Annotated in this window: 19 protein-coding genes; 4 read left to right on the forward strand and 15 right to left on the reverse strand. The window is 66.5% G+C overall.

Annotated elements, in window-relative coordinates:
* Window positions 1–265: 265 nt before the first annotated feature.
* From H610_RS0117395 to H610_RS0117435, 9 genes are all read right to left on the reverse strand, one after another.
* The gene (locus H610_RS0117395; RefSeq protein ID WP_028240875.1) at window positions 266–625 is read right to left on the reverse strand and encodes a RidA family protein; all 360 of its coding nucleotides are present in this window, start codon (window positions 623–625) and stop codon (window positions 266–268) included.
* 34 nt (window positions 626–659) lie between these two features.
* On the reverse strand, window positions 660–2,030 hold the full coding sequence (locus H610_RS0117400) for an FAD/NAD(P)-dependent oxidoreductase (RefSeq protein WP_028240876.1): 1,371 nt from the start codon (window positions 2,028–2,030) through the stop codon (window positions 660–662).
* Window positions 2,023–2,358 (reverse strand): (2Fe-2S)-binding protein, encoded by a 336-nt coding sequence (locus tag H610_RS0117405; RefSeq protein WP_028240877.1) that lies wholly within the window; start codon window positions 2,356–2,358, stop codon window positions 2,023–2,025. Before H610_RS0117405 ends, H610_RS0117400 begins: the two co-directional genes overlap by 8 nt.
* Window positions 2,348–3,460, reverse strand: coding sequence for an NAD(P)/FAD-dependent oxidoreductase (locus H610_RS0117410; RefSeq protein ID WP_236614320.1), 1,113 nt, complete (start codon window positions 3,458–3,460; stop codon window positions 2,348–2,350). The genes H610_RS0117405 and H610_RS0117410 overlap by 11 nt, the downstream gene beginning before the upstream one ends.
* A gap of 121 nt (window positions 3,461–3,581) precedes the next feature.
* Window positions 3,582–4,376, reverse strand: a complete 795-nt coding sequence (locus H610_RS0117415; RefSeq protein ID WP_028240879.1) for an ABC transporter permease — start codon at window positions 4,374–4,376, stop codon at window positions 3,582–3,584.
* Between the two features lie 8 nt (window positions 4,377–4,384).
* Complete coding sequence (locus tag H610_RS0117420) at window positions 4,385–5,254, reverse strand: ABC transporter permease (protein WP_028240880.1); 870 nt, start codon at window positions 5,252–5,254, stop codon at window positions 4,385–4,387.
* Complete coding sequence (locus H610_RS0117425) at window positions 5,247–6,317, reverse strand: ABC transporter ATP-binding protein (RefSeq protein ID WP_028240881.1); 1,071 nt, start codon at window positions 6,315–6,317, stop codon at window positions 5,247–5,249. The genes H610_RS0117420 and H610_RS0117425 overlap by 8 nt, the downstream gene beginning before the upstream one ends.
* Window positions 6,318–6,367: 50 nt before the next feature.
* Complete coding sequence (locus H610_RS0117430) at window positions 6,368–7,402, reverse strand: ABC transporter substrate-binding protein (RefSeq protein WP_051231848.1); 1,035 nt, start codon at window positions 7,400–7,402, stop codon at window positions 6,368–6,370.
* A 305-nt stretch (window positions 7,403–7,707) separates the two neighbouring features.
* Entirely contained in the window at window positions 7,708–8,604 is an 897-nt protein-coding gene (locus tag H610_RS0117435; RefSeq protein WP_169338864.1) for a LysR substrate-binding domain-containing protein, read from the reverse strand.
* Between the two features lie 991 nt (window positions 8,605–9,595).
* Here H610_RS0117435 and H610_RS0117440 point away from each other — a divergent pair.
* Window positions 9,596–9,859 carry a PA4570 family protein gene (locus H610_RS0117440; protein ID WP_028240884.1) on the forward strand — a complete coding sequence of 88 codons (264 nt, stop codon included), beginning with the start codon at window positions 9,596–9,598 and terminating at the stop codon, window positions 9,857–9,859.
* Between the two features lie 7 nt (window positions 9,860–9,866).
* On the opposite strand, the gene H610_RS0117445 is transcribed toward H610_RS0117440, so the two are convergent.
* The 4 genes from H610_RS0117445 to H610_RS24120 form a co-directional block, all read right to left on the reverse strand.
* Complete coding sequence (locus H610_RS0117445; RefSeq protein WP_028240885.1) at window positions 9,867–10,484, reverse strand: FKBP-type peptidyl-prolyl cis-trans isomerase; 618 nt, start codon at window positions 10,482–10,484, stop codon at window positions 9,867–9,869.
* 83 nt (window positions 10,485–10,567) lie between these two features.
* Entirely contained in the window at window positions 10,568–11,062 is a 495-nt protein-coding gene (locus H610_RS0117450; RefSeq protein WP_028240886.1) for a TIGR00645 family protein, read from the reverse strand.
* A gap of 104 nt (window positions 11,063–11,166) precedes the next feature.
* Window positions 11,167–11,526, reverse strand: coding sequence for a PA4575 family protein (locus H610_RS24115; RefSeq protein ID WP_051231861.1), 360 nt, complete (start codon window positions 11,524–11,526; stop codon window positions 11,167–11,169).
* A 152-nt stretch (window positions 11,527–11,678) separates the two neighbouring features.
* A complete protein-coding gene (locus H610_RS24120; protein ID WP_152529127.1) occupies window positions 11,679–14,141 on the reverse strand; it encodes a Lon protease family protein in 2,463 nt (820 codons plus the stop codon).
* 204 nt (window positions 14,142–14,345) lie between these two features.
* On the opposite strand from H610_RS24120, the gene H610_RS0117465 reads away from it, so the two are divergent.
* Window positions 14,346–15,392 carry a cytochrome-c peroxidase gene (locus H610_RS0117465; RefSeq protein ID WP_028240887.1) on the forward strand — a complete coding sequence of 349 codons (1,047 nt, stop codon included), beginning with the start codon at window positions 14,346–14,348 and terminating at the stop codon, window positions 15,390–15,392.
* A gap of 35 nt (window positions 15,393–15,427) precedes the next feature.
* On the opposite strand, the gene mscL is transcribed toward H610_RS0117465, so the two are convergent.
* The gene (gene mscL, locus H610_RS0117470; protein WP_028240888.1) at window positions 15,428–15,838 is read right to left on the reverse strand and encodes a large-conductance mechanosensitive channel protein MscL; all 411 of its coding nucleotides are present in this window, start codon (window positions 15,836–15,838) and stop codon (window positions 15,428–15,430) included.
* A gap of 71 nt (window positions 15,839–15,909) precedes the next feature.
* Window positions 15,910–16,656 (reverse strand): EAL domain-containing protein, encoded by a 747-nt coding sequence (locus H610_RS0117475; RefSeq protein WP_028240889.1) that lies wholly within the window; start codon window positions 16,654–16,656, stop codon window positions 15,910–15,912.
* Between the two features lie 134 nt (window positions 16,657–16,790).
* Between H610_RS0117475 and H610_RS0117480 the strand changes: the two genes are divergently transcribed.
* Window positions 16,791–17,060: a YdcH family protein gene (locus tag H610_RS0117480; RefSeq protein ID WP_028240890.1), complete on the forward strand. Its 270-nt coding sequence runs from the start codon at window positions 16,791–16,793 to the stop codon at window positions 17,058–17,060.
* 118 nt (window positions 17,061–17,178) lie between these two features.
* Entirely contained in the window at window positions 17,179–18,540 is a 1,362-nt protein-coding gene (gene radA / locus H610_RS0117485; RefSeq protein WP_028240891.1) for a DNA repair protein RadA, read from the forward strand.
* Window positions 18,541–18,593: the final 53 nt, after the last annotated feature.

Here is an 18,593-nt window from a genome sequence, read left to right on the forward strand (position 1 = left end):
GGATCTGCACCGAGCCACGAACCCCCACCAAACCAACCCCTCACCCTCCGGCTCATACGCCGGGAGAAGGCTGGGCGAGAGGCTGCATGTATGCCCTTCGCTCATCCAGCGGACCTGCCGCAATAGCGGTCGCAAGCAGCGCTTGCTCCTACAGCAGCAGGCACCGGGGCATCACCCATATGTCGATACCTGATCCTGCCTGGTCGGCCGGCTACCCCGCGAGGCGATGGTCGGCGCAGGGCAGGGTGAACGGGCAGGCAGGCGACTATTCCGGCAGGGCCGCAGTGACGATGATTTCCACCAGGATGTCCGGCGAGGCCAACGCGCACTGGGCGGTGGCCCGGGTCGGCGCCGCGCCGGGTGCCGTCCAGGCGTTCCAGACGTCGTTCATGCCGGCGAAGTCGTTGACGATGTCCTTGATCCAGATCTGCGCGGTGAGCAGGCGCGACTTGTCGGTGCCGGCCTTGGCCAGGTAGTCCTCGATCTTGGCCAGGACCTGCCGTGTCTGCCCCTCGATGCCCTGGCTGCGATCATCGGCGGTCATTCCACCGACGAATACCATGCCGTTGTACACCACCGTGCGGCTGCGGCGCGGGTCGGTCTCTATACGCGTGATAGCGCTCATGCTGTCTTCCTTCTGTTGATCATTACGGTTGGGCCTATTCGGTGAAGTCACCGAGCAGGACGGGCTTGATGGGCGGGCGAATCCGGTAATAGCCCACCTGCGACGGCTCGACCGCCCGGGCCTGGGCGATCAGCTCGGTTACGGTGAGGCCGCACAGGCGGCCCTGGCAGGGCCCCATGCCGCAGCGGCCGAAGGCCTTGGCCTGGTTGGGCCCCTGGCACCCCAGCGCCACGTAGTGGCGTATCTGCCCGGCGGTCACTTCCTCGCAGCGGCAGACCAGCACATCGTCGGCCGGCGGGATGCGGTGCTCGTCCAGAGGCCGGTACAGCACGTCCAGGAACGGTCGGATATGGGTCGCCTGCGCCATTTCGCCCTGCAGCTGCCGGGCACGCTGCTCGGTGTCGGCGCCCTGCCCGAGCTGGCCGGCTATCGCCAGGGCCGCCAGGCGCCCCTGGATGGCCGACGCCTTGGCGCCCACGATGGCCCGGCTGTCGCCCGCGACATAGATGGGCAGGTCTCCCAGGCGCCCCGCCGCATCGGTCAGCGGTTGCCAGCACAGCTGCTCGGCGTTCCATTCGTGCTTCGCCCCGACGGACCAGCTGAGCTGGGCGTTGGGCACCACCCCCTGGTGCAGCAGGATCAAGGACGCGGGCACGCGCACCATTTCCTTGCGATGACGGAACAGCAGCCCTTCGGCACGCTCCGCCCCCTCGATGGCCAACCCGCTGGCGCCCCGGTAGACCTGCACGCCTTCGCGCCGAATGAGCGATAGCAACTCCAGGCCCTTGCGCAGATCCCGCCAGCCCCTTATCGCTGCGGCCCCATGGCGCAAGGCGCGCAAATGGGCCGCCCACGACGTGGTATCGACCAAGGCGCGAATCTTCACGCCGGCCCGCAGGTACTGCCAGGCGAGCAGGTAGAGCAGCGGACCGCATCCGGCCAGCACCACGGGGTCGCGCGGCAGCGTACCCGCGCCCTTGAGCATGATCTGCCCGGCCCCCGCCCCCATCACGCCGGGCAGGGTCCAGCCCTTGATGGGAAAGGGCCGCTCCATGGCTCCGCTGGCCAGCAGCACGAATTGGCCGGAGACCTTCTGCGCCCTGCCCTGCGCGACATAGTCCACCACGCCCGCCGGGCTGACGTTCCACACGGCCGCGCCGCCGACATGACGGGCTCCGCTGTCACCGAATGCGGTGGCCAGGCGCTGGCCGGCGGCATAGTCCGCGCCGAGCAGTTCCTTCAATGGCGCCGGGGCGGTCGAGATACGGCGGTAGATTTGCCCGCCCGCCTCGTTCTGCTCGTCGAGCACCACCACCGACAGGCCCAGCGCACGCGCCTCGCAGGCCGCCGACATGCCCGCCGGGCCGCAGCCGATGATGACCAGGTCTGCGCTGACGTCACTCATGGCCTTCTCCTTCGTCTTCGATGTCCAGCGCCGGAGCACCCGACTGGCGCTTGATGCACATGCCGCCGCGGACCGGAATCAGGCAGCTCTGCCTGGCCGGCACGCCATCGATCTCTACCAGGCACTCGAAGCAGACGCCCATCATGCAGTAGGGCGCCCTGGGCTGATCGCCCACCACGCTGGAGCGGAAATCCCGTGCCCCGCAGGCCAGCAGCGCGGCGGCCACGCTGATCCCCTCGGGCACCTCCATCGCCTGGCCTTCGAAATCGATGGTCACGGTCGCCCCTTCGGCCAGGTTCGAAAGGCGAAACAAGGAATCAGTGGTCATGGGAAAAACTCGCGTTGGGGTCCAGGAAACGATCGCTGCGGAACACCTCGAAATCCGGCGGGGGCTGGGTGAGCCCCGCCATCCAGGGACCGATCACGAACGCATGGGCGGCCGCCAGGGTCACCCCGCTGTGGCATATGGCGACGAACGCGCCCGGGCAGCTTTCGGAACGCTGGTAGATGGGATAGCCGTCCAGCGTCAGCGGCCGCAAGGCACCCCAGGCCCGCACCAGCCGGGCAGCCTTGAGCGCCGGGAAGGTCGCCACGGCCCGGTGGGCGAGCCATTCGATCTTGTCGGTGGTGGTGCGGTCGTCGAAGCCCACATCCTCGGAAGTCGAGCCGATCTGCACCGAGCCTTCGCGGGTCTGCCTGGCCTTGTTCGTGGGGTAGTGCAGGAAGGGTTTCAGGCGCTCGGTGATGAGCACCTGGCCCCGCGTGGTGATGACCGGCGCATACAGCCCGACCTTCTCCGCCAGGGCAGGAATGCCCAGCCCGGCGGCCAGCACGAGCCTGTCGCTGCTCCAGCGCTGACCGTCGCGGGAGAGGATCGAGAACTGGCCGCTGTCGGCCTGGTGACGCACATCGACGACATCCACGCCGCTGATGATCTCGGCGCCTCTTTTCTTCAGCCCGGCGTGCAAGGCGCGGAGCAGCATCAAGGGATTTACCTGCCCGTCGTGGGCGCCGAAGCTGCCGCCGACCACGGCTGGCCCGAGGCCGGGCAGGTACTGTCGCAGTTCGGCCGGTTCCATCATCCGGTAGGGTATGCCGCCCGCGCCCTTGTCGATCTTCTCCAGCAGCTCGGCCCGTGCCTGGACTTCCTTTTCGCTGAAGCCCAGCCAGAACCCGCCGGTCTGCTGCAGACCGGTGTCCACGCCGGTCAGCGCCAGCAACTCCTCGTGCAGTTCCGGCCACAGCCGCGCCGCGTCCCGCGTCCAGCGGGCATAGCGCATCATGCCGCCGCCCTTGCTGGACACCCATATCAGCCCGAAATTGCCACGGGAGGCCCGGAACGCCGTATCCCCCTGGTCCAGCACACGGACCGATATTCCCCGGCGCGCCGCGCCATAGGCGATGGCCGATCCCACCAGCCCGCCGCCCACGACGGTCAAACGTTCATTGCTCATAAATCACTCCCGCAAACGGGCCTGTTTTCCTGTGAAGCGGGCGCACGTCGCCCGCCCTCGCCCGAGAGGCGAAGCATGTTGTGAAGTCGGTTGCGTTCTATTTCTTGCCCAGCAAGACCCTGTCGAGCCCCACCACACGATCCAGGATGAGCATCAGGACCACCGTGCCGACGATCATCACCGTCGATACCGAGGTGGTGACCGGATCGGTCATCAAGGACACGCGGTTGTATAGCGCGACCGGCAAGGTGGTCGTCCCGGGCGTGGCGATGAAGATCGTCATGGTGACTTCGTCGAAACTCTGGATGAACGCCAGCACCCAGCCACCGGCCACCCCCGGCACGATCAGAGGCAACAGCACCCGACGGAACGTGGTCCAGCGCGAGGCACCCAGTGACCGCGCGGCCAGTTCGGCCTCCAGGTTCATTCCGGCCAGCGCGGCCAACGTCAGGCGCAGCGAATAGGGCACGACGATAAGCGCATGGACCAGCAGCAGCGCCACGAAGGATCCCGTCCAGCCCATCAGCGAGAAAAACCGCAGGAAGGCCACCCCCAGCACCACGTGGGGGATCATCAGCGGCGACAGGATCAGCGCGGTCAGCCCGTCGCGGCCGATGAAGCGGTACCGTGCGATGGCCAGCGCCGCGGGGACCGCCACCAGGGTCGCCACGGTAGCCGCCCCCAGGCCCAGGCCGATGGACAGCCAGAAGGCGTTCACCAGCTCCGGCGCCTCCAGGATGGCGCGGTACCAGCGCAGCGAGGCGCCCTCGAACGGCATGGAGATGTAGCCCTTGTCGGAAAAGGACACCAGCACGATCACCACCAGCGGCGCGACGATGAATGCGGTGAACACGCCATGGAACAGCCAGGCCAGCGGCCCGTTCCGCCCGATGTTCCGGCTCATGCGAACACCTGCCTGTATTTGCGCTCCATGAAGCGGTTGCTGCCGATCACCACCAGAAGGATGCCGAGCAGCAGCAGGACCGCGACGGCGGCGCCCAACGGCCAGTCCAGGGAGGTGAGGAACTCGTCGTAGATGGCGGTGGTGACCACCTTGACCTTGCGGCCACCGATCAGCGCCGGCGTGGCGAAGGCCGAAGCCGACAGGGTGAACACGATGATGCTTCCCGACAGGATGCCGGGGAGCAGTTGCGGCAGCAGGACGCGGCGGAAGGTGGTCAGCGGCCCCGCGCCGAGGGAGCGCGCGGCGTGCTCCACCTGCCCGTCGAGCTTCTGCAACGAAGTCCACACCGCGATGATCATGAACGGGATCATGACGTGGGTGAGGGCAATGAGGACGCCGGTCATGGAGAACATCAGCAGCAGCGGCCTGTCCACCAGCCCCAGGGACATCAGCGCCGTATTGATGAAGCCTTCCCGGCCAAGCAGGATCGACCAGCCCAGCGTCCTGACCACCACGGAAATCAGCAGCGGCCCGAGGATGACCACGAAGAACACGCCCTGCCACATCGGGCGCATGCGGTAGAGCACGATCGCCTCGGGAACCCCCAGCAGCACGCAGATCGCCGTGGTGCCCAACGCCATCGCCCCGGTACGCAGGAACAGCTCGTAGTAATAACCGTCGGAAAGGATGTCGAGGTAGTTGCCCAGGGTATGGCCGACCTGAATGCCATGAATCTCGTGGAACGCGCTGAACGAGAGCAGAGCGGTCAGCGCCAGCGGCACCACCAGCAGGCCGAGGAACAACGCCAGGGCCGGGGAGGACAGCGCCCACTGCGCGCCATTGGGCCGATAGAAGGAGTCAGCCATGCCCCACCTCCGCGCCGGCCAGTTGCAGGTCATCGTCGTTCCAGGTGATGCCGACGACCTCCCCTTCCTGGGGTTGCGCGAGACCTGCGTTGAGCACGGTCATGCGCAGGCTGCCCAGCTCGCTCTCGACCTCGTAGAACCACACGCCGCCCAAAAACAGCCGGGTCACCACCGAAGCGCGGCAGCGGGCGACCTCGATCGGGCACAGGCGGATGCGCTCGGGGCGGAGGAAGAAGCGGATGTCCTTCCCCACCGGCAGGCCGGCATCCTTCCAGGGCAGGCAGGCTTGCCCGACCCGAACGCTGGCCGTGCCGTTCCCTACCGAAAGCACCTGGCCGGAAAGCTCGTTGGTCAGGCCGAGGAACTTGAAGGCGAATTCCGAGTTCGGCCGGTCGTAGATCTGCTGCGGGGTCCCCAGCTCGGCGATGCCGCCCTTGGCCATCACCGCGATCCTGTCGCTCATGGTCATGGCCTCGACCTGATCGTGAGTCACCAGGATCGTGGTGATGCCCAGCCGCCGTTGCAGGCTGCGCAGCTCCACATGCATTTCGCCGCGCAGCTTCGCATCGAGATTGGACATGGGCTCGTCCAGCAGCAGCACGCGCGGACGTATCGCCAGCACCCTGGCGATGGCCACCCGCTGGCGCTGGCCGCCGGACAGCTCGCTGGGGTAACGGCTCTCCAGGCCGGACAGCCGGACCATCGACAGCGCCTCGGCCACGCGCTCATCCAGCTCGCGACGCCTGATCTTGCGCATCTGCAGGCCGAAGGCGACGTTCTGCGCCACTGTCATGTGCGGAAACAGCGCGTAGCTTTGAAAGACCACGCCCATGTCCCTCTTTTCGGGCGCCACGCCCGCCAGGTCGCGGCCGTCGACCCGGACCGTACCGGCAGTGGGTTCGACGAAACCGGCCACCATCTGCAGGGTCGTGGTCTTGCCGCAGCCGGAAGAACCGAGCAGCGAGATGAACTCACCGCTCTCGACCTCCAGATCCAGGCCACGGACGGCCTGAAAGCCGCCCGCGTAGGTCTTCACCAGACCGTGTATCGAAAGTTTGCTCATAAAAACTGCTCAGACTTGTCCATGTACTCGCGGCGGGAAAGCGGCCGTGGTCATCGCTCCACGGTCCGGTTCCATTGCCTGGTCCATTGCGCCCGGTTCTGGTTGATGGCATCCCAATCGAAGGTGAGGAGTTTGGAGATCATCTCCTCGCCGTAAGGAACTTCCGCCGCCACCGCGGCATCCAGCGTCGTCTGGCGATTAACGGGGCCGAAACCCTCGACGGCCAACTTCGCCTGAACTTCAGCAGAGGCCAGGTATTGAAGTAACGCCTGGGATTTCTCCGGCAACTTGTTTTCCACCACGGCACAGGTCGAAGCGACGATCGCCGGTGCGCCCTCGCGGGGATAGACGAACTCGACCGGGAATCCGGTCTTCTTCAACGCCACCGCACGGCTGCTGCCCCACACGGCAATATCGATATCGCCGTTCTGGAACATTTGCGCCAACTGGGCATTGGAGGACGACCAACTAATGACATGAGGCGCGAGATTATTGCGAACCGCCTCGAAGCCCGGCTCGATATTGTGTTCGTCGCCGCCATTGAGGCGTGCGAACATGATCAGTGCATTCAGCCCGTATGTGCCTGAAATAGGATTCGACGTAACGCGCTGGGCGAACTTTTCATCCATCAGGTCATTCCAGGAGACCGGTGCGGCCCAGTGGTTCGCCTCGAAGCGCTCCCGGTTATAGGCGATGCCGGTGGCCAGCAGCCCCACCCCCACGGCTTTTCCCGCGAACGCGCTGCTCTTGGCCATGTCATAGAGTTCATCGTAGACGGCGGCATCCTCGACCTTGCCGCACAGGCCCATCTGCACGGCCTGGTGCATGGGGCCGTCGTCCATCAGCGCGACGTTGATTTCCTGATTGCCGCGCTGCGCCTGGAGTTTGGCGAGAATCTCGCTGGAATTGCCGGGCACATAAACCACCTTGACGTCATGGCTGGCCTCGAATGCCGGAATGATCTCCTTTTCGAGTAGCCTCTGGGTGTCGCCGGAATAACCGGCCATGTACAAAGTATCCTGCGCCAGCGTAAAGGTGCTGATCCCAGCGGCCCCGATGAAAACAATCGCGTTGATGACTTTCAATTCCGTGCTCCTTGTGCGCCCAGGCTAACCAATGTATGCACCCCACAAACCGGGATTCGATTTGGTGCATACTGAACAGGCAAGTTCTAAAGCAGTGCAGCGGGTTTATTTTTATGGGGCAACAATTAGTTTCGGATTCCCATTGCGCCGCCAAAGAACGTTAACGAGCCTGCCCAGGCAGCGCCAATAGAAATACGCATCGCGCTATGCATGACGGATATACCCTTGCGCTGGCGCTCGAATAGATGCCGAAGTGCCTGGCGCGCGGCGCCTTGCATATCGAGCGAGGGAGACTGAGCAAGCGATCAAAGCAGTTTCTGATCGGCAGCGAGAACTGTTTTTATTGTCTCGATAAAACCTGAGATCAGCCGATCGGCAACCCGGTCCCTGGGGTAGATGACATAGCCGGAATGCCTGATGGCGGGGAGAAAGGGGCGCGCCAGGATGCCCGCATTTCGATAATCCAGCGCTGCCAGCGGGTTGACGATGGCCACGCCCAGCCCCTGCGCCACCAGGGAGCAGGTGATCGAGCTATAAGAGGTTTCCAGGTTGATGCTGCGAGGAACTCCAGCGCTTTCGAAGGCGTGGTCGACTTCGGAATACCCCTTGTCGCTCCGGGGGAAGGAAATGTAGCGCTCACCCGCCAGGTCCTGCGGGGTGATGTACGGCTTGTTTTCCAGACGGTGCCCCCGGGGCATCACGCATACCGCATCCAGCTCATACAGCTTCTCGACATCCAGCCCATAGGTTTCGTCGAGCTGGGAGACGATACCGAGATCACAGGTCTGGTCGTCCACCCAGCGTGTCACCGCAGTGGAATGCCCGGTATGGATCGAAATGCTGGCTTCCGGACAGTTCTCGACGAATCGTTTGATGGTGCGTGGAATCAGCCCCAGTGCCAGGATCTGGATCGCCGCAACGGTCAGCGCTCGGCCACTGAATCGGCGGATTCGCTTGGCCGCCTCATCCAGATGCTGCAGTCCTGCGAAACTGCGCTGCACCTCCTTGAAGAACGAAACACCATCGCTCGTAGGCGCCAGCCGCCCCGGCAAGCGTTCGAACAGGCGCAAACCGGTCTGGGCTTCGAGTTGAGCGATAGCCCTGCTGATATTCGGCTGGGAGGTATGAAGAATTCTGGCGGCCGCTGTCGTCGAGCCGGACAGCATGACCGCCCTGAACGCCTCTACCTGGGAAAAACGCATCACTATTTCGCCTCCGAGCCTGTCCGACCAACCGTCATGGTTATCCCACGTTATGCCTCCCGGACATGAGCCCTTTGGAGAACGGTGCGCCGATGGCCCAAGCAAGTACGGGGCCGAGTTTGCCGGCAACCCGCCGCCAGCAAACCTGTCGAGCCCGAACAAAGGGGGGACACCGCTGGAAAGCAAGGAGCCGCGCCACGACGCGCCGGCAAAGAGCGTTACCTCACTTCCCGTCGCCCCGGCGCAGGCCGGGGACCGATGGCTTGCACCTCGGCACGAACTGGCACCAAGCGTAACGGCGACACCCAGGCCCTCGCCTTGCTGGGTAGCGGCCTGCGCCGGGGCGAAGCGAAGGTGTGAACACGAGGCAGGCAGCGCCCCGCCCCCGTTCCCTTCTCCCTCCGTGAGAAGGTGGCCCGCAGGGCCGGATGAGGGAAGCCCCGCGCGCCGGCTCCTCACTCGGAGGGAGAGGGGTGATACGCCTTGGGCCACGGCGCCGTGCAGGTTCGTTCGCGGTCAAGACCGCGGGATGCTGCGGTGGACATTCAGCGGCGTAGGGTGGATGACGGCGCAGCCTCATCCACGCATCGGGTTCGGCTGATGCTGTGCCGGGCCGAGGATACGAAGCGTGGTGGAAAACGCTGCGCGGTTTTCCACCCTACGGGCAGCACGGCCCCACAGGCAACTCGGTCCCGTTCCCGGTCAGGCCAAAAGCGCCGCGGTCAAGATTGTTCCCACAAGCGCATCGCCCCGAGGGCGGGCGAAAAGCGAACGGCACCCACCGAACTCTGTGGGAGGGGCGCCCTCGCGGCGACTGCAGGCCGAGCCTTGGCTACGCACGGAGGGGATTCGCTCTGCAGTCGAGACAGTTGCTTCCCACCGCTCCCACCTTGCCGTGCAGGTCGCTATGCACGGAATCGCAATAGACTCTTGCTATTTCGCAAATAGTAATTATTCTCAATTGCGAACACGCAAGCCGGAGGACACCTTCATGACCTACCTCATCGATGCCTGGCTGGACCGACCCCATCCGTACCTTCGCATTCTCAACCGCCAGACCGGGGCGGTGTGCGTGACGCTCGACGAAACGGCGCTGGAAGAATTGCGCAATCAGGGCGATCTGGAGCTGGCCGCGCTGAACAGTTGCGAGCCGGGGGTGCTGAAGGAACAGGTGCGTACCCTGTTCCTGTTCAGCTATGCGCGTGCCTTGCGGCCGGCGGAGGGCGAAGTGGCCGCCACCGGCCGGCTGTGCTGAGGCGGGATCAGAGGACGTCGAGCAGCTCGACGTCAAACACCAGCACGCTGTGCGGAGGGATGCTGCCGACGCCCTGCGCGCCGTATGCCAGCTCGCTGGGAACGTAGAGACGCCACTTGCTGCCGGCGTTCATCAGCTGCAGGGCCTCGGTCCAGCCGGCGATCACCCCGCCCACCGGGAACTCCGCCGGCTGGCCGCGCTGGTAGGAGCTGTCGAACACGCTGCCGTCGATCAGGGTGCCGTGGTAGTGGGTGCGCACGGTATCGTCGCGGCTTGGGCGCGGGCCCTCGCCACTGGCGATCACTTCGTACTGCAGGCCGGACTCGAGCACGACCACCCCGTCGCGCCTGGCGTTCTCGGCCAGGAACGCACGCCCCTCGCCCGCTGCCGCCTCGGCCTTGACGCGAGCCTCTTCCTGCATGCGCTCGCGAATGGTCTTGAAGGCCGCGTTGAGCGCTTCCGGCGCCACCTGGCTGGGGGCGTTGGCGAAGGCGTCGCGGATGCCGGCGATCACCGCGTCGAGGCTGATGCCCGGCGGCGGGTTGTCTCGCAGCTGGTCGCCGAGCTGGCGCCCGATGCCGTAGCTCACGCGGGTTTCGTCGGTGGAAAGGTCGAGGTCGCTCATCGCGGGCTCCAGGGCATCGAAAAAGGCCGGCCAGACTAGCACAGCCCCGCCCCTGCCGCACCGCCGCGCGGGCCCGGCGCAGCTCAGTGGGAATGCTTGGTGATCTTGTCCAGGTAGCCCATGGCGAAGGCGGAGAAGACGAAGGTCAGGTGGATGATGACGTACCACATGAGCTTCTCGCTGCCGATCTTCTCGGCGTCCATGAACATGCGCAGCAGGTGGATCGACGAGATCGCCACGATCGAGGCGGCGACCTTCATCTTCAGCGAGCCGGAATCGATCTTGCCGAGCCAGTCGAGCTTCTCCTTGCCTTCGTCGACGTTGATCTGCGAGACGAAGTTCTCGTAGCCGGAGAGCATGACCATCACCAGCAGCCCGCCGACCAGGGCCATGTCCACCAGCGACAGCAGCATCAGGATCAGGTCCGCTTCCGACAGCTCCAGCACCGACGGCAGGATGTGGAAGATTTCCTGGAAGAATTTGATCGCCAGCGCCAGCAGCGCGAAGGCGAGACCGAAATAGATCGGCGCGAGCAACCAGCGCGCCGCGTACATGCAGTTTTCGAAGAAGCGTTCCATGAAAGACCGAGTCTGGGGACCTGGCAGGCGAGTATACGGAGCGCCCGGTCGCAGACAAGCCGGAGCGCGCTATCGACGCACTGCCAAGGTAACAGGATTTGGCGTCAGCGCTCCGGTGGCGTCTCGGCCCTCGGCGCGGGGCTGATCCGGCCGACCGGCCGGCCCAGCTTCGCGTTCAGCCGGCGCAGCTCGGCCTGCATGTGCAGGCGCCAGATGGACGGGTCCTCGGCCTTGTCGTAGCCCTGGTCACGCAGGCTGCGGACGATGGCTTCGAGCACCGACTCGGCCTTGCGCGAGCCATGGAAGGGCCCCTGCGCCTTGATCGCGGTCGGCTGCGCACCGGCCATGCCGGCGGCGCACAATAGGGTCCAGAGGCCGTTCTCTCCGGCGAGGGGACGGATCTCACATTCGATGCGGGTCATGAAACCCAGGCACTGGCGTGTCAGGCAGAGGCTGTGCGGCATACAGGCGGTCCTCGCGGCATGTTCCGGACCGCCCCGGGCGGTCGGAACCCCAAGTAATGTCACGCGGCGGCGACACCGCCCGTGATCTCCTTGTTTGCAGACCCTTGCCGCGCTCCATCGTTCCGCTGCCCCGGCCGCCGACAGCCCGGCGGTCAGCCGCCGGCCGCCTTGTCGCGCCCGCCGGTGGCGATGCGCTCCTTGGCCAGCAGGACCTCCTTCTCGTGCCGCGCCTCCCGCTCGTCGTCGCCCAGTTCGATCTCGGCGATGTCGCGCAGCCGCTCGACCACCCGCGCATTGACGCTGCCTTCGGGGAAATTGCCCTGCTCGTCGGCGGCGCCGACCGGCTCGCCGACCAGCAGCGCCAGCGCCTCGTCGACATGGCGCACGGCGTAGACATGGAAGCGCTCCTGGCGTACCGCCTCGAGCACCCGTTCGTCGAGCATCAGCGTCGAGACGTTGGCGAAGGGAATGATCGCCCCCTGCTCGCCGGTCAGCCCGCGCGCCTCGCAGAGCCGGAAGAAGCCCTCGATCTTCTCGTTCACCCCGCCGACCGCCTGCACCTCGCCGAACTGGTTGATCGAGCCGGTGATGGCGAAGCACTGCTTGAGCGGCGTGCGCGACAGCGCGGAGATCAGCGTGCAGACCTCGCCCAGCGAGGCACTGTCGCCGTCGACGTAGCCGTAGGACTGTTCCAGCGCGATGCTCGCCGAGATCGCCAGCGGGAATTCCTGCGCATAGCGGCTGCCGAGGTAGCCGGTGAGGATCATCACGCCCTTGGAGTGGATCGGCTGGCCGAGGTTGACCTCGCGCTCGATGTCGACGATGCCCGAGCCGCCCGGATAGACGGTGGCGGAAATCCGCGCCGGCATGCCGAACGCCGAATCGCCGACCTCCAGCACCGTCAGCCCGTTGCACTTGCCGATGGCCGCGCCCTCGCTGTCGATCAGGATCACCCCGGCGAGGATGTCTTCGAGGATGCGCGCCGAGACCCGCCCGGTGCGCGTGGCCTTGGCCTTGAGCGCGCGCTCGATGTGGCCGACGTCGGTCACCTCCTCCTTGGCCAGCTGGCGAATGAAGTCGGCCTCGCTGACCAGCTGGAAGAGGTCGCCGATGCGCGCCGACAGCCGTCCCTGGTGCTCGGCCAGGCGTGCGCTGTAGGTGGCCAGGCGCGCCACGGCGGCGGCGCTCAGCGGCGCCATGCCCTCCTCCGAGGTGCGGGTCTTGAGCAACTGGGCGAACTGTTCGAGGCTGTCCTCGGCGAGCGGCACGTCGTCGTCGAAGTCCACCAGCACGCGGAACATCTCCTGGAAGTCCGGATCGAGCTCCTGCAGCGTGTAGTACAGCTGCCGCGAGCCAATGATGACCACCTTGACCTGCAGCGGGATCACCTCCGGGGTCAGGGTCACGGTGGCCAGCCGGCCGAGCTCGGCCAGCGGCGACTCCATCTTCAGTTGGCGCGACAGCAGCGAGCGCTTGAGCGCGTCCCAGACGAACGGCTCGCCGAGCATCTTCTCCGCCTCCAGCACCAGGAAGCCGCCGTTGGCGCGGTGCAGCGCCCCCGGACGCAGCTGCCGGTAGCTGGTGTAGAGCGCGCCCTGGTCGGTGCTGTACTCGATGCGGCCGAACAGGTTGTCGTAGGTCGGGTGCGGCTCGAACACCACCGGCGCGCCGCCGCTGGCGTGATGGCCGACCACCAGGCTCGGGCTGTACTGCTCTTCCAGCATCGCGCGCGTCTGCGCCTCGGAGCGGTTCTCGTCGACCAGCTGCTCGACCACCGTCTTCAGCAGGTTCACCTGCACCGCCTGCAGGTAGGCCTCGACCCCGGCGTTCTCCGCCCACTTCTCCGACAGCGGCGCCAGCAGCGGCTGCAGGGCCTGGGTGATGGTCTCGTCGTTGAGCTGGCGCAGCTGGTTGCTGGATTCGCGCTTCCACTGCGGCAGGCTGGCGAGCTCCTCGTTCAGGCGCACCTCCAGCGCGGAGATGTCCTCGTGATAGCGCTCGCGCTCGGCCTCCGGCAACTGGGCGAACTCGGCCTCGTCCATCGACTTGCCATCCTTCATCGGGGTGAAGGCGATGTTGCTGCTGTCGCGGTAGAGGGCGATCTCCTTCTCCAGCGCGAGCTTCTCGATGACGTCCAGGGCGCGGTCGTAGCGCTGGTTGAAGGCGCGGTCGATGGCGCTCTTCTTCTGCTGGAAGCTCGGGTGCTCGAACACCGCCGGGAAGGTCGCCAGCAGGTTGGCGATCAGCTGGCCGACATCCTCGATGAATTCGCTGGCGCGCCCCGGCGGCAGCTGCAGCACGCGCGGCTCGCGCGGTTCGTCGAAGTTGTTGACGTACACCCAGTCGGCCGGGGTCTCCAGGCGCTTGCCCTCGGCCTTGAGGTAGCGGTTGACGAAGGAAAAGCGGCCGGTACCCGACTCGCCCATCACGTACACGTTGTAGCCCGGGCGCGGCATGGCCACGCCGAACTGCAGGGCCTCGACCGCGCGCTCCTGGCCGAGCACGCCGAGGAAGGGCTCGAGTTCGTCGGTGGTCTGGAAGTTGAACTGGTCGGGATGGAACGGGCGGGTCAGCGCATCGGGCGCCAGGCGCAGGCCGGCAACGGGTTCGGGCATCGGGAATCCTTGCGTGTATGGCGTGGGCCATGTGGGTTGCGGGTCATTCTGGCCCCGCCACCGATCACCTGCAAGGCCGCATTCGACCTGCCTGCGACACCCGGGCGCAGGCGCCCGCGCCGCTTCGCTTGACCGGGATCAAGACCCGTTCGCGGCAAAAAGGGCTTCCTGAAGCCGTAACCCAGCGACACGGAAACCATCCCCATGCGATACAGCCTTCCCCTGCTGATCGGCGCACTCCTCGGAGCCGAGGCGGCCGCTGCCGATCCCCTGCAAGAACGCGCCCAGGCGCTCTTCCAGCCGATCCCCACCGAAGTCACCGAGGTGCGTGGCCAGGCCATCAGCCAGGCCCAGGCCGAGCTCGGCCACAAGCTCTGGTTCGAGCCGCGCCTGTCGAGCAGCCACATCATCAGTTGCAACAGCTGCCACAACCTCGGCGTGGGCGGCAGCGACAACGTGCCCACCTCCATCGGCCACGGCTGGCAGAAAGGCCCGCGCAACTCGCCGACGGTGCTCAACGCGGTGTTCAACATCGCGCAGTTCTGGGACGGCCGCGCCGGCGACCTGCAGGCACAGGCCAAGGGCCCGGTGCAGGCCAGCGTGGAGATGAACAGCACACCCGATCGTGTCGAGGCCACCCTGCGCAGCATGCCGGAATACGTCGAGGCCTTCGCCAAGGCGTTCCCGAACAGCGCCGAGCCGGTCAGCTTCGACAACATGGCCACCGCGCTGGAGGCCTTCGAGGTCAGTCTGATCACCCCGCACTCGCCCTTCGACCGCTACCTGGGCGGCGACCTGAACGCACTGGACGAAAAGCAGAAGCAGGGCCTGGCGCTGTTCATGGACACCGGCTGCGCCGGCTGCCACAACGGCGTCAACCTCGGCGGCCAGGGCTACTTCCCGTTCGGCGTGGTCAAGAAGCCCGGCGCGGAGATTCTGCCGGAGGACGACAAGGGCCGCTTCGCGGTGACCCAGACGGCCACCGACGAGTACGTGTTCCGCGCCGCGCCGCTGCGCAACGTCGCGCTGACCGCGCCCTACTTCCACAGCGGCGAGGTCTGGGACCTGGAGCAGGCGGTCGCGATCATGGGCGACAGCCAGCTGGGCCGGCAGCTGAACGAGGGAGAGGTCAGCGCCATCACCGCCTTCCTGCACAGCCTCACCGGCGAGCAGCCGAAAGTCGCCTACCCCCTGCTGCCGGCGAGCACCGCCGAGACCCCCAAACCGGAAGTCATGGTCGTCACCGACTGACACGACCGCCCGCCCGGCCACGCCGGGCGGGCTTGTCAAAGTTCCCGGCGATCCTTGAGCAGGTCACGGATCTCGGTCAGCAGCACCTCTTCCGCAGAGGGCGCCGGCGGCGCTTCGGGGGCTTCGGCCTCCTTGCGCTTGAGGCGGTTGACCGCCTTGACGCCCATGAACACGGCAAAGGCAATGATGGTGAAGTCGACCACCGTCTGGATGAAGCGCCCGTAGCCGATCGTCACCGCCGGGGTATCCCCCACCGCCTCCTTCAGCACGATCTGCAGGTTGCTGAAATCGACGCCACCGATCAGCAGCCCCAGCGGCGGCATGATCACGTCGCCCACGAAGGACGACACGATCTTGCCGAACGCCGCGCCGATGATGATGCCGACCGCCATGTCGATCACATTGCCGCGAATGGCGAAGGCCTTGAACTCGTTGATCAGGCTCATGTGTGCTCCTCTCTGTCAGCCTGCCGGCTTGCCCCATGGCAAAGACCGGACCATACGATTGCGGTTCCCCGTCATGGGTAGACCGGCTCGGGCAGCGATTGAAAGCCCGGCCGGGCGATCAGGTAGCCCTGGAACAGGCGGATACCCATGTCGCGTAGCCGGCTCAGTTCGTCCGCCGTTTCCACACCCTCGGCGATCACCTCGATGCCGAGTTCGTCGCAGCAGGCGAGCACGCTGCGTACCAGCGCCTGCCGCACACGATCCGTTGCGATGCCCCTGATCAGGTGCATGTCCAGCTTGATGAGGTCCGGCTGGAAGTCGGCCAGCAGGCCAAGCCCGGCGTAACCGGCACCGAAGTCGTCGATCGCGGTGCGAAAACCCATTTCCCGGTAGGCGCTCAGGATGTCCAGCAGATGGCCGGTGTCGTGCACCCGCTCCTGCTCGGTCACCTCGAAGACGATCCGGTCCAGTGCGAAGCCGGCCCGCTCGGCGGCCGCCAGGGTCGCGCGGATGCAGGTCTCGGGCTTGTACACGGCGTTGGGCATGAAGTTGATCGACAGCCGCACCGACAGCCCGAGCCGCGCCGCCCACTCGATCGCCGTGGTGCGGCAGGCCTGATCGAAGCTGTAGCGGTTCTGCGCGGTGACGCGCGACAGCACCTGCCCCGCCCCCTCGCCCGCCGCACCGCGCACTAGCGCCTCGTAGGCGAACACCTGCCGCGCGCTCAGGTCGACGATCGGCTGGAAGGCCATGCTGATCGGGAATTCGAGCGAATGCCCGTCCCGACAGGCGCTGCAACGCCCTGGATGTTCCTGCATAGGTGACTCTCGTCGGTAAAACGCAATATCTACCCGAAACCTCGTCTCACGGCACGACAATCTTGATCCAGGTCATCAGGCCCCACGGGCGGCGACGGTAGCTTGCCGTCGATTCCGTCCGCTGGAGCCTTCCCATGCACGTTGAACACCACCCGCTGATCCGCGACTTCGCCGACCAACGCGACGAGCTGCACCGCCTGCGCCAGCAGGACGACCGCTTCGCCCGCCTGGCCCTGGAATACGAGCACCTGGACAAGCGCATCTGCCGCATCGAGGAGGGCATCGAGACGCTCGACGAGGCCTCGCTGGCGGCCCTGAAGCAGGAGCGCGTCGCCCTCAAGGACGACATCGCCCGCCAGCTCAGGCGCGCCGGCGGCGGTTGCTGCGGTCGTTGCGGCGGCTGAGCGCCGGCCCCTGACGCAGGCCGGCCGCCAGCCGGCCGCTGCGGACGTGCGCCCGGTCGGCACGGCCGCCCGGGCATCGCGTTATCATGCGCCCCTTCATCGAAGCAGGGGTTCCCCAATGGCCAAGGCCAAGCGCATGTACGGCTGCACCGAGTGCGGCTCGACCTTTCCCAAGTGGGCCGGCCAGTGCGGTGACTGCGGCGCCTGGAACACCCTGGTCGAGACCCTGATCGAAGGCGCCGCGCCGCCATCCGGGCGCGCCGGCTGGGCCGGCGACCAGGCCAACATCAAGACCCTGGCCGAAGTCAGCGTCGAGGAAGTGCCGCGCTTCTCCACCGCCTCGGGCGAGCTCGACCGGGTGCTCGGCGGCGGCCTGGTGGACGGCTCGGTGGTGCTCATCGGCGGCGACCCCGGCATCGGCAAGTCCACCATCCTGCTGCAGACGCTGTGCAGCATCGCCCAGCGCTTTCCGGCGCTCTACGTCACCGGCGAGGAATCCCAGCAGCAGGTGGCGATGCGCGCCCGGCGCCTGGACCTGCCGCAGGACAGGCTCAAGGTGATGACCGAGACCTGCATCGAGTCGATCATCGCCACCGCGCGCCAGGAAAAGCCGAAGGTGATGGTCATCGACTCGATCCAGACCATCTTCACCGAACAGCTGCAGTCGGCGCCCGGCGGCGTCGCCCAGGTCCGCGAGAGCGCCGCGCTGCTGGTGCGCTTCGCCAAGCAGAGCGGCACGGCGGTGTTCCTGGTCGGTCACGTCACCAAGGAGGGCGCGCTGGCCGGCCCGCGGGTGCTCGAGCACATGGTCGACACCGTGCTCTATTTCGAGGGCGAGCCGGACGGCCGCCTGCGCCTGCTGCGCGCGGTGAAGAACCGCTTCGGCGCGGTCAACGAGCTCGGCGTGTTCGGCATGACCGACAAGGGCCTGAAGGAAGTCTCCAACCCCTCGGCGATCTTCCTCACCCGCGCCCAGGAGGCGGTGCCCGGCAGCGTGGTGATGGCCACCTGGGAAGGCTCGCGGCCGATGCTGGTGGAGGTGCAGGCGCTGGTGGACACCAGCCACCTGGCCAACCCGCGCCGCGTGACCCTTGGCCTCGACCAGAACCGCCTGGCCATGCTGCTCGCGGTGCTGCACCGCCACGGCGGCATCCCCACCTACGACCAGGACGTGTTCCTCAACGTGGTCGGCGGGGTCAAGGTGCTGGAAACCGCGGCGGACCTGGCGCTGATGGCGGCGGTGATTTCCAGCCTGCGCAACCGCCCGTTGCCGCACGACCTGCTGGTGTTCGGCGAAGTCGGCCTGTCCGGCGAGATCCGCCCGGTGCCGAGCGGCCAGGAGCGGCTGAAGGAAGCGGCCAAGCACGGCTTCAAGCGCGCCATCGTGCCGCGCGGCAACGCGCCCAAGGAAGCGCCCGCCGGCCTCGCCGTGGTGCCGGTGACGCGCCTCGAGCAGGCGCTCGACGCGCTCTTCGAGTGAGCGTGGCCAGGGTCCGTTTCGTCGCGAGCCGCGTTGCCGCGTCAAATGGCAAC

It is taken from the genome of Stutzerimonas azotifigens DSM 17556 (assembly GCF_000425625.1).
Lineage (GTDB): Bacteria > Pseudomonadota > Gammaproteobacteria > Pseudomonadales > Pseudomonadaceae > Stutzerimonas > Stutzerimonas azotifigens.